We start from the raw sequence: 9,854 nt of genomic DNA, 5'->3' as shown, positions 1-9,854 counted from the left end.
CATTTCGTATCGACGTGCAGGAATGGAAAGGGCGGTTTTCCGGGATAGAACGCCTTCATTGCCAGATGCAGCAATACGGAGGAGTCCTTACCGATTGAGTAGAGGGCGACGGGGTTGGAGAATGTTGCAACGACTTCGCGAATAACATGGATCGCTTCGGCTTCAAGCCGCCGAAGATGGGGAAGAGACATTTGTGGCCTTGTTCTATGCTCAGGAACCTATCCGGGTTACGCCCTCGGCAGCTCCAGCTCGCTTAAGGCATCCCCAATGCGTGGTATCACCGCGGCAAGACGGCGGCGCGAGGTAACTGGCGCTCGGCCAACGCCGCACTAAAGCGTTTGCGCTATCTGACGTTCCGCGCTGATGCGCCGGCGCCGAGCGAGATAGCGTCTTCATATGGGGCCGCGCTATTGCTGCTGGGACCGGAGCGCTCACTCGCAGGCTATTCCGTTGAGACGGTTCAGTATTGCTGACAGGTGCAGTACCCATAATGGCTTGCTTCCTCAGCTTTCGGAAAGTGCAATGGCCTTTATGCCGCTATCATCATTGCGCTGATAGGCTGGCGTATGCAAATGCAAGCCCACTCATCCGTAGGCCCGACCGCCCTCAAATCATTGCCATACCGCCATTCACGTGAATGGTCTGTCCGGTGACATAGGCGGCGTGATCGGAAGCGAGATACGCAACAGCGGACGCGACTTCGGTACCGGTGCCCATGCGATGGGTCGGGATCGCCACCATGATTTTCTCCTTCTGTTTGTGATTGAGCTTATCGGTCATTGCCGATTCGATGAAGCCCGGGGCGACGCAGTTGACAGTGATGTTTCGCGTGGCGATCTCCTGCGCCAGCGACTTGGAAAAGCCGATCATACCGGCCTTGGAGGCGCAGTAATTGGTCTGGCCTGGATTGCCGATGGCGCCGGCGACCGAAGTGACATTGATGATGCGGCCATTTCGACGGCGTATCATCTGCTGGGTGATCTCGCGGGTCAGTCTGAACATGGCGGTGAGGTTGACCTCCAGCACAATGTCCCAGTCAGGATCTGCCATGTGCACGAACAATCCATCCTTGGTGATGCCAGCATTGTTGACCAGGATGTCGACGCCTTCAAGATCGGCTTCCGCTCTCTGACCAAGCGCCTTGACTTCGTCTCGATTGGCCAGATTAGCCGGGAACAGCTTGACCCGGTCTCCGAGCTCAGTTGCCAGTGTCTCCAGTTTTTCAATTTGGGTGCCGTGCAGTCCGACGATAGCGCCCTGAGCATGCAGCACGCGGGCGATAGTCCCTCCTATGGCTCCTGATGCGCCCGTGACGAGCGCCTTGCGCCCGGTCAATTCGAACATTGTCTTAACCTCTTCTCATATCGTGTAGGCTGGTGATGGTGTCTTTTAACGTCACCGCGCCAGCTGTCTTCGGGTTCAACCTGGCTTCCTTGCCGCGGCTGATCGTCGCCTTGCGCCGCAGCTCCGCCTTGATATTGCACAGCGGCGAGCCCGGCTTCGCGGCTGACACGGCGCGAGGACAGACAGCACCTTGCAAGCTCCGACTTGCTTGCTGCGATCCATTCACGCTGATGCCGGTACACGCCGGCAATGCCGCAAGAACAACCAGCATTACTCCACCGCGCCACCAGAAAAGCTGCCTTACATGAACGCCGGCCAATCACGCGATCTCGAAGCGCTGGTCTAGGGTCAAACGCTGCCAGACCAGTCGCTCCTTCTCCTGACGAGAGCCGTGCCCGATCCCGCTTGACGGACTTCATTGATGCAATGGCACAGGGGGCGTCTCATGCCGCCCTGCAAGTGGTGATCATTGAGGAAGCAACTGACAGGCTCATACCTGCTTGAATGCCAGAACTGCGTTCGTGCCACCCATGGCGAAGGCGTTGCTCATGGCAACGCGCACCTTACGCTCACGCGGCACGTTTGGCGTCACGTCTAGATCGCAGTCGGGATCTGGCTCACGATAGTTGGCGGTCGGCGGCACGACTCCTTCTTGGATCGCCATCACGCAGGCGATCATTTCAAGCGCACTAGCTGCGCCGATACAGTGCGCGTGGGTGGACTTGGTGGAAGATATGGACATCGAATATGCATGGTCTCCGAAGACGCGCTTGATCGCCGTAGTTTCGTTTTGATCGTTGGCCTTAGTGCCGGTGCCGTGCGCGTTGAGGTAGTCGACGTCCTCGGCATTCAGTCCTGCATCGGCAAGGCAAGCGCGCATCGCCGACTCCGGCCCATGGACAGCCGGCGCTGTGATATGGAACGCATCGGCGGAAAGGCCGACGCCGGCGACCTCCGCGAGTATTGTTGCACCGCGAGCGGTGGCATGTTCATAGCTTTCCAGCACGGCCATGCCCGCACCCTCGCCCAGTACCACGCCTTTCCTGCCGGCGGAGAAGGGTCGGCAAGTATCCGGAGCGAGTGCGCGCATAGCTTCCCATGCCTTCAGCACAATCCAGACTAGTGGCGCGTCGCTGCCCCCCGCGAGCATAACCTCGGCCCGGCCGCACTTGATCTGGTCTACCGCCGAAGCGATCGCATGGTTGGCCGAGGAACAGGCGGAGGTGACGCCGAAGACCGGGCCCCGCAGGCCGAGGCTCATGCTGACCTGGCAGGCGGCGGCACTCGGCATAGCCTTTACACCAGTGAAGATTTCAGTACGGGTCCCCCCATCTACAAGGAGGGTACGATATGCTTTTTCGGTAGCGTCCCACCCTCCCAAGCCGACGCCCACAGTCGCGCCGAACCGATGGGCATTGCCTTCATTGCAGGAAAGCCCGGCCTGGCGCATGGCTTCGTGCGCTGCAATCACGGCAAGCACGCTAATGCGATCCATCGAGACGAGCTGCTTGCGGTCGATGTTGTGGTCAGGCAGCGCCTTGATCTCAGCGCCCACTATGCCCTTCAGGCCGTGAAGCTCTGTGTTGAGAAGCGGCCCGATGGCGGAGCGGCCTTCGCGCATCCATTTCCAGATAGAGGTGGTGTCGGTGCCCAGTCCGCATAGGCCACCCATTCCAGTGATGACAACGCGCCTGTCCATATTCAAACCCCCTTAGTGAGCAAGCCTCGGATGGCTCCCACTATGTCGCCGACGTTCTGGAGATCCGACCACGCCTCGGCCGTGTTCATCTCGATCCTGATACCGTAGGCCTGTTCCAAGTCCCAGATGATGTCCGCCAAACCGAGAGAATCGACACCAAGCGCGGTCAATTCAGTGGCAGCCGTTAAATCGTGGACTGTTAACGCGGCCCCCCCATCGCCGCCCTCCGATTCGACACGGTTCTTGATGATGCCAATGATTTCGCTTTCGAGTTGATCTACCATTTTGTTCCCTTTAGCTTGTGGTCGACGCACGGCGGCTCAAATGCTGAGGCGGCCCAGTTCGCGAAAATTGTCACCAGGCGTGCGCGACTGGCTAAGCCTAATGCCCGCAGAGCCGGAGGAATCCGGCTGGTCCGTGCCGAAGCCTCCGATGACGAAGAACATCATTGGCCTCCCAATCGTGGGCAGCTTGTGCTACAAATCAGTGGGATTGGTAAAATCGATTGTTTGGATGTCGGCCATCCGTGAAATGGATGCCGTGAGAATAGTCGACGGTCGTTCGGTGCACCAAGCACAACGACACATCTCTGCTGTAGGTCACAACAAGACTGCCGGCGATAGTATTTTTTTTCCCGCTACATTGACGCTATGTCCCCTCTGCGCCTCGGCGTTTTTATATTCACAGGCTGGATCCCTCTCATTAAAACAATCAATTTTACCAATCTGGGCGATTGCGACTAAAACGCTATGCAGACCGGATATAGAGTGAGGCGGATGCGGGACTCAGCGCTGAAGTGTCGGCTGGTAGAAGCACGAAACTAGCAAACGTCGAGCTCTGACCGAGCCATGGATGGAAGCTAACCACAGATGATCAACGCTAAAGAGCAGCCCGCTTTCCCCAGGCTAAACAAGCCAGCGGACGAACATAATTCTCCGCTGGAACCACCACAACTGTTAAATGGAAAAACGCCTGAAATGACCCATTCCACGCTGCCGCCTCAGCCATTTGCAATCCTTGCGATGCCAAGGACCGGCACACACTACTTGGAAGAACTAGTAAACGAGCATCCGAATGTTCTGAGTAACGGTGAATTGCTCAATACGTACGACACGAACTGGCCTGACAAGGAACGCCTGCTACTCAGCGATCGAGAGCTTCTGGAGCGTGCCTTCTTGCGCTATCCCCCACAAAGCGACAAGAAGGTGACCCATGTGGGTTGCAAGATCAACGAGCCTCAGTTTCAGGAGCGTCCGAGTTTTTTTGCCGAGCTGACCGCTTGGCCTGGACTTAAGGTTATCCTTGTGATTCGCAGAAACACATTAGAGTCGCTAAGATCGTTTGTGCAGGCAAGGCAAACCCGTCAGTGGCTCAAGTTCAATTCGGACAATTCAACTCCTCCACCGCCAGTGATGTTGCCATTCGCCACCTGCGAAGCCTACTTCAAAGCTGCCGACGATTTCCACGCTCGAGTGGTGAACGCCTTTGAACCAAGCAGGATGCATTTAATCGAGTACGAGAGGCTTCTTCGCGATCCCCACGCTTGCGTGGCAACGGTCTTAGATTTCCTCGGGGCTACTGCCCTACAGCTTTCTGATCGCGGTATTCTCCAGCGTCAAGAGACGCGTCCGTTGGACCAAACGGTGCGGAACTTTCATGAGTTGCGCGTTCACTTCGCGAATGGACCTTACGCGAGGTTCTTTGAGCTTGGTAACGACTGATTTGACAGCACAATTCTCGGCATATCCAATTCGGCATGCCGAAGCTACCATTCGGAATTGCGTACGCCTAGGAATTGCACCAAATTAACGCCACGGTAGAAAGGGACCGATGCCTGAAGTCACTAGGGCATGCAACGTCGGACGATGGGTACGCTGAGCTCATGTCGAGTCACGCCGGGTCGGGCCGTATCGTTAGGCAGAAGCCAGGGAGCGCTACTGCGTTCTCGACGGCTCAGATCGTCCAAAGTCTGGATCGCGCGCAGCCGAAAGAGCACCTCTGAAACAGACCGGTTCCTCCTAGGCCTCCTCACGGTTTGACGTCCTCAAGGCGTGCAATTTCCCACACCGCGAGGAATGCGGCGGCTGAGCACACTTCCGTCTCAGCGGATGGCAGTCAGCGCTGGCGACGTGGGGCGACCGACGGAACACCTACGTTCGGAGCGGGGTCACGTATTGTCATCGGTAGTGGTGAGAGGAGCGTTTGACACAACGCCGCGAACCCGCCGGGATTGGGGCGTGCACAGCCGCTATGACTGACCGCTCGCTCATCATTGCAACTCGATCCTCGCGCGTGTGCCCCCTTGCGACTTCGGCCGGTTGACGAAAACGGCGGTGTCTGGACCCAGCCGCATGTGGTAGGCGCTCAACTCCCTCCCGCGTGTGAGTCATCGGGCAAGTCGCGCATCGACCGGGTCCGCCACCGCCCTGGGATAGTTCAATCGTAAGCGCGTAGGGACCCCCACGTATCAATTGACGCGCTGATCGAGGATTTTCTGCATGAGTCATGCGGAGAATCTATGAGCGACAGTGTGAATCAGCCACGAACATTCGAGGTTTTGACGGCGGCGCCGGTGCGGGCGCGGCGCAAGCCGCGAGACTGGCCGAACGAGGAGAAGGAGCGCCTGATTGCCGAGACGTTGTTGCCTGGAGCCAATGTCTCTGCGATCGCGCGCGCTGAGGGATTGGATCCCTCGCAGCTTTACGGGTGGCGTCGCAAGGCACTGTCATCGGGGTTGGTTGCGCCCCTGACGGAAACCGCGAAGAAGGAGGTCAAGTTCGCGCGCGTTGAGCCGGTGGCAAGCTCTGCGGTCGAAATCGTCCTCGGTGATGTCGTGGTGCGCGTCGGCGGCGATATCGAGTCGGATCACCTGGTGAAGAAACTCCGAGCGGTCCGCAAGGCATGATCGCGTCCGGCGTTGTCGTTTACGTGTCGTGCCAGCTGGTCGACTTCCGAAAAGGTGCGGCATCCTTGATGGCTCTAGTCAGAGATGGCGGTCTCGACCCGTTCAACGGAGCGCTTTATGTGTTCCGGTCGAAACGGGCGGACCGTGTTCGCATCGTCTGGTGGGATGGCAGCGGTGTCTGCCTCTATTCGAAAACCCTCGAGGAGCAGAGCTTTTGCTGGCCGGGCATATCGGCCGCCAGGATACGTCTGGACCATTCGCAATTAATGGCGCTTCTGGCCGGTCTGGATTGGAAGAAGATCCGGCCAACCAAGGTCAGACGGCCGTTGCTGACGGGCTGAACAGGACTGCGGCAAGATGAATCATGCTGCTGTAATGATTGGGAAAGCGGCTGTTTTTGTGCTCTATTCGCCCGCATGGATTTGCCCCTTAGCGACCTGCCGGACGACGTTGATGCGCTGAAAGGTGGCCGAGGCTGAGATCGCGCGGTTGGAGGCGGTTGAGAAGAGCGCCAACGAGCGGATTGCCAACCTGACCTTGATCATGAAGGTTTTGCAGCGCACGCAAAATGGCAAGCGCTCTGAGCGGCTCCGCCTCGAGGTCAATGACGAGCAGGTGTCCTTTGCCTTCGAAGAGGTCGAAACCGGTCTATCGGCAATCCGCAGCGAACTCGATCGCGCAGCCAAGGACAAGCCGAAGCGAGCGCCGCGTCCGCGCAAGGGTTTTGCCGCCCATCTCGAGCGCATCGAGGAGGTCATTGAGCCGGAAATCCCGGCCGGGTGCGAGGGGCTGGCAAAGGTTCTGATCGGAGAGGACCGCTCCGAGCGGCTGGACGTCGTGCCGCCGAAGTTCAGGGTTATCGTGACGCGTCGCCCCAAATACGCTTTCCGGGGCAGCGACGGCGTGGTCCAGGCCCTGGCGCCGGCACACATCATCGAAGGCGGCCTGCCGACGGAACGGCTGCTCGCCTATATCGCCGTTTCCAAATACGCCGATGGCCTTCCTCTCTATCGGCAGGAAGCGATCTATTTGCGTGATGGCGTCGAGATCAGCCGATCGCTGATGGCCCAATGGATGGGGCATCTGGGCTTCGAACTGCAGATGCTGGCCGATTATATTCTGGAGAGGGTCAAGGAGGGCGAAAGGATCTTTGCCGACGAGACGACCCTACCCACTCTTGCGCCCGGTTCGGGCAAAACCACCAAGGCCTGGCTTTGGGCTTACGCACGCGACGACCGCCCCTATGGCGGAACCAGTCCGCCGATGGTGGCCTATCGATTTGAAAACAGCAGAGGTGCGGATTGCGTGACGCGTCATCTCTCCGGATTCACCGGCATCCTGCAAGTGGATGGCTACTCGGCCTATACTAATCTCGCCAAGACGCGGGCCAAAACCGGCAGCAACGAAACGGTCCAGCTTGCAGGATGTTGGGCACATCTACGGCGCAAGTTTTATGACCTGCACATCAGCGGAGTCTCGCAGGCCGCCACAGACACTGTCCTGGCAATGACCGAGCTCTGGCGCATCGAGGATGAAGTTCGCGGTAAGGATGCCGACAGCCGCGCGGCCCGGCGCCAGGAGAAATCCTCGACCACCGTCGCCAGCCTCTTCGAGCTCTGGGAAAAGGAACTGGGCAAAGTCTCGGGAAAATCCAAAACCGCCGAGGCGATCCGCTACGCGCTCACCCGGCGCGAGGCGCTGGAGCGCTTTCTGACGGACGGTCGCATCGAAATCGACTCCAACATCGTCGAACGGGCGATCAGGCCCCAAACGATTACGAGAAAGAATAGCCTATTCGCCGGCAGCGAGGGCGGTGGACGAACTTGGGCGACGGTGGCCACCTTGTTGCAGACCTGCAAAATGAACGGCGTCGATCCGCTCGACTGGCTCTCGCAGACCTTGACCCGCATCGCTCAAGGCTGGCCCGCATCCGAAATCGAAGCTCTCATGCCCTGGAACTTCAGGTCAGACGCCGTCAGCTAACCGCTTACGTTCAATCATCAAACCGTCCTCATTCATTATGCTCACCCATCCTCGCCTATTCGCTAGTCTTAGTCTAACCGGCCGTGGACGCTGCGGCGGCGATTTCGCCCCGCAGCCAGCGATGCTCTGGGTCTCGATGGCACCGCTCGTGCCAGATCAGCGCGACTTCGTATGGTCTCAGTTCCACAGGCGGGGGAATCACCGCGAGCGACAGCATGGCGGCGACACGCGTCGCCACGCGGCTTGGTACAACTAGCACTGAGTCAGTCGCCGCGATCAAGACCGCCGCGGTCAGTACGGTGGAAACCACCATCGGATCACAACGCTGCAGTCCGAGTTTGGTTAACCTGTCATAGATCTGACCGAAAAGCTCGCCAGGTTCCGAGGCAATGGCGACGTGGCGCAAGGCCGCGAAAGCCTCGATCGTCCACTCCTGCGCCAAGGCCGGGTGATTGTGGCGTAGCACGCAGGTGAAGCTGTCGGCGTAGAGTCTGCGCCGCAAGTAGCCGAGCGGAGCGGCGTCCATCTGCCCGACGACCACGTCGATCTCACCTTGCTCAAGTAACCCCAGCGCGCCGCTAAAAAGCGGATCGGTGACAATGTCGAGATGAGGGGCGCGCTCGTGTAACCGCGGCAACAGATGTGGCAGCAGAACCACCGCTTGGTGATCGGGCATAGCCATTGTCACCTTCCATCGCCGTTGCGCCGGAGCCAAGCTGAGGTTCATCATCTGGCGAATCGCGTCTAGCACTGAAGGCAGCATCTGGGTCAAGCATTCAGCCAGCGGCGTCAGGACCAAGCCTCTAGAGCCGGCAACCAGAAGATCGTCCTTTAACATGCCGCGCAGCCTTGACAAGGCTCTGCTCATCGCCGGTTGGCTACGGCCGACGTGCTGGGCCGCTTGAGTAATGTGCCGGTACTGCAGCAGAGCCTCAAGATCCACCAGTAGGTTTAGGTCGATGGACGCAAGGTTCGGCATTTGCCGTTGTTGTGCGGCGTCACTGACACCGGCAAATTTGGCCCTATGTGGCCGCTTCCAAGTGGGCTGATCCATGGATCTATTCTCCTCGGCAGGTGTTCCCGCGCCACATCCCGGAGATCCAGGTCGTCACAATATGGGTGTGCGTGCCAAAGACACTCCTGGCCCGCCGACAAATGGGAAGCGTCGTGATTTTCCGTTAATCAGAAGTACTTGGCTGTGACCCCCCCCGGGTCTCGCAGGCCTAACGTGAGGGGTGTCGAAGACACGCTGGTCCAGAATGCTTTCGAGGAACTGCCGGCTCACACCAAATTTCAGTGCCAACGAGCAAGCCACAAAATGATCTCGCCAAAGTGGCCCCGCCTGAAACTTACTGAAGAAAACTGCCTCAACACATCTGCCCTGGTCGCAAATCATGCTTTCATTGCAAAGGAGTCTGTCGGAATTGATCTCGTTGCCCACTTCTGCCCTCCGGTTAAATCTAACGTTCTTGTAATGGCATTCGGCGAGACAGGAGAAATCGCGTTTTCGCATGACTGTCATCCACGTTTTGGATACATAGCCTCACTCAACGGGCCGGTAGGCAGCCGCCCCTGCACTTCACTATCCCTCATACAGGGTCTTCACCCGGCGCGAGCTCTGTTAAGGAGACTCTTGAAACGGTTTTAAATGCCCATTGCCTGCAGCGCCGATGGAAGACCGTCGAGACCGGCTTGCCGTCGAGGGCGCCGTCGGGAACGCGCCCGCCTCGGCAAGGCGGTCGGGGGGGCCTGTCAAGTTTTCAGGAGAGAGCGATCGCTAGAGGAGGTTGGTTCCGAATACGTGGCCTTTCGGACCTGCCACTGAACTTTTCATCCAGCGGCGATTAGACCGTATGTTCGCGGGATGAAGGTGGCCCGCCCCCGCGGTAAGCTAAATCGGGGGTTGCTCTGGATAGGCCGGAG

10 protein-coding genes and 1 pseudogene are annotated in these 9,854 nt (G+C 58.6%); 5 read left to right on the top strand and 6 right to left on the bottom strand.

The annotated features are described in order from the left end of the window. The 5 genes from FB009_RS32225 to hsnA all read right to left on the bottom strand — a co-directional run. The coding region (locus FB009_RS32225) for a phosphoadenosine phosphosulfate reductase domain-containing protein (RefSeq protein ID WP_186447529.1) at positions 1-191 on the bottom strand (191 nt) is incomplete at its 3' end. Positions 192-606: 415 nt separating this feature from the next. Continuing rightward, entirely contained in the window at positions 607-1,344 is a 738-nt protein-coding gene (gene hsnC / locus FB009_RS32215) for a host-specificity nodulation protein HsnC (RefSeq protein ID WP_011970897.1), read from the bottom strand. Positions 1,345-1,348: 4 nt separating this feature from the next. Beyond that, a complete protein-coding gene (locus FB009_RS32210) occupies positions 1,349-1,615 on the bottom strand; it encodes a hypothetical protein (protein WP_018210180.1) in 267 nt (88 codons plus the stop codon). 219 nt (positions 1,616-1,834) lie between these two features. Beyond that, on the bottom strand, positions 1,835-3,043 hold the full coding sequence (gene hsnB, locus FB009_RS32205) for a host-specificity nodulation protein HsnB (RefSeq protein ID WP_011970898.1): 1,209 nt from the start codon (positions 3,041-3,043) through the stop codon (positions 1,835-1,837). A 2-nt stretch (positions 3,044-3,045) separates the two neighbouring features. Beyond that, the gene (gene hsnA / locus FB009_RS32200; protein WP_011970899.1) at positions 3,046-3,327 is read right to left on the bottom strand and encodes a host-specificity nodulation protein HsnA; all 282 of its coding nucleotides are present in this window, start codon (positions 3,325-3,327) and stop codon (positions 3,046-3,048) included. 148 nt (positions 3,328-3,475) lie between these two features. On the opposite strand from hsnA, the gene FB009_RS32975 reads away from it, so the two are divergent. The 5 genes and pseudogenes from FB009_RS32975 (at position 3,476) to tnpC (ending at position 7,931) form a co-directional block, all read left to right on the top strand. Next, complete coding sequence (locus FB009_RS32975; protein ID WP_162304042.1) at positions 3,476-3,814, top strand: hypothetical protein; 339 nt, start codon at positions 3,476-3,478, stop codon at positions 3,812-3,814. 206 nt (positions 3,815-4,020) lie between these two features. After that, positions 4,021-4,764, top strand: coding sequence for a sulfotransferase (locus FB009_RS32195; protein WP_011970900.1), 744 nt, complete (start codon positions 4,021-4,023; stop codon positions 4,762-4,764). A 797-nt stretch (positions 4,765-5,561) separates the two neighbouring features. After that, positions 5,562-5,948: a transposase gene (locus FB009_RS32185; RefSeq protein ID WP_011970901.1), complete on the top strand. Its 387-nt coding sequence runs from the start codon at positions 5,562-5,564 to the stop codon at positions 5,946-5,948. Positions 5,949-6,016: 68 nt separating this feature from the next. Then, positions 6,017-6,289 carry an IS66 family insertion sequence element accessory protein TnpB gene (tnpB, locus tag FB009_RS32180; RefSeq protein WP_011970902.1) on the top strand — a complete coding sequence of 91 codons (273 nt, stop codon included), beginning with the start codon at positions 6,017-6,019 and terminating at the stop codon, positions 6,287-6,289. Positions 6,290-6,364: 75 nt separating this feature from the next. Then, positions 6,365-7,931: pseudogene (gene tnpC, locus FB009_RS32175) on the top strand (IS66 family transposase). A 73-nt stretch (positions 7,932-8,004) separates the two neighbouring features. Here the strand turns inward: tnpC and syrM are convergent. Continuing rightward, the gene (gene syrM, locus FB009_RS32170) at positions 8,005-8,985 is read right to left on the bottom strand and encodes a nod/exo genes transcriptional regulator SyrM (protein ID WP_011970905.1); all 981 of its coding nucleotides are present in this window, start codon (positions 8,983-8,985) and stop codon (positions 8,005-8,007) included. Positions 8,986-9,854: the final 869 nt, after the last annotated feature.

Source organism: Sinorhizobium medicae, assembly GCF_007827695.1.
Classification (GTDB): Bacteria; Pseudomonadota; Alphaproteobacteria; order Rhizobiales; family Rhizobiaceae; genus Sinorhizobium; species Sinorhizobium medicae.
Note: the sequence above shows the minus strand (reverse complement) of the source record. Positions and strands in the feature narration are given on the sequence as shown.

What these genes read in the sequence shown, in the direction of transcription:
- FB009_RS32975 (WP_162304042.1), top strand. Translation starts at nt 3,476, where the DNA reads ATGACGAAGAACATCATTGGCCTCCCAATCGTGGGCAGCTTGTGCTAC.
- hsnC (WP_011970897.1), bottom strand. Translation starts at nt 1,344, where the DNA reads ATGTTCGAATTGACCGGGCGCAAGGCGCTCGTCACGGGCGCATCAGGA.
- FB009_RS32185 (WP_011970901.1), top strand. Translation starts at nt 5,562, where the DNA reads ATGAGCGACAGTGTGAATCAGCCACGAACATTCGAGGTTTTGACGGCG.
- FB009_RS32210 (WP_018210180.1), bottom strand. Translation starts at nt 1,615, where the DNA reads ATGCTGGTTGTTCTTGCGGCATTGCCGGCGTGTACCGGCATCAGCGTG.
- hsnA (WP_011970899.1), bottom strand. Translation starts at nt 3,327, where the DNA reads ATGGTAGATCAACTCGAAAGCGAAATCATTGGCATCATCAAGAACCGT.
- FB009_RS32195 (WP_011970900.1), top strand. Translation starts at nt 4,021, where the DNA reads ATGACCCATTCCACGCTGCCGCCTCAGCCATTTGCAATCCTTGCGATG.
- tnpB (WP_011970902.1), top strand. Translation starts at nt 6,017, where the DNA reads ATGGCTCTAGTCAGAGATGGCGGTCTCGACCCGTTCAACGGAGCGCTT.
- hsnB (WP_011970898.1), bottom strand. Translation starts at nt 3,043, where the DNA reads ATGGACAGGCGCGTTGTCATCACTGGAATGGGTGGCCTATGCGGACTG.
- syrM (WP_011970905.1), bottom strand. Translation starts at nt 8,985, where the DNA reads ATGGATCAGCCCACTTGGAAGCGGCCACATAGGGCCAAATTTGCCGGT.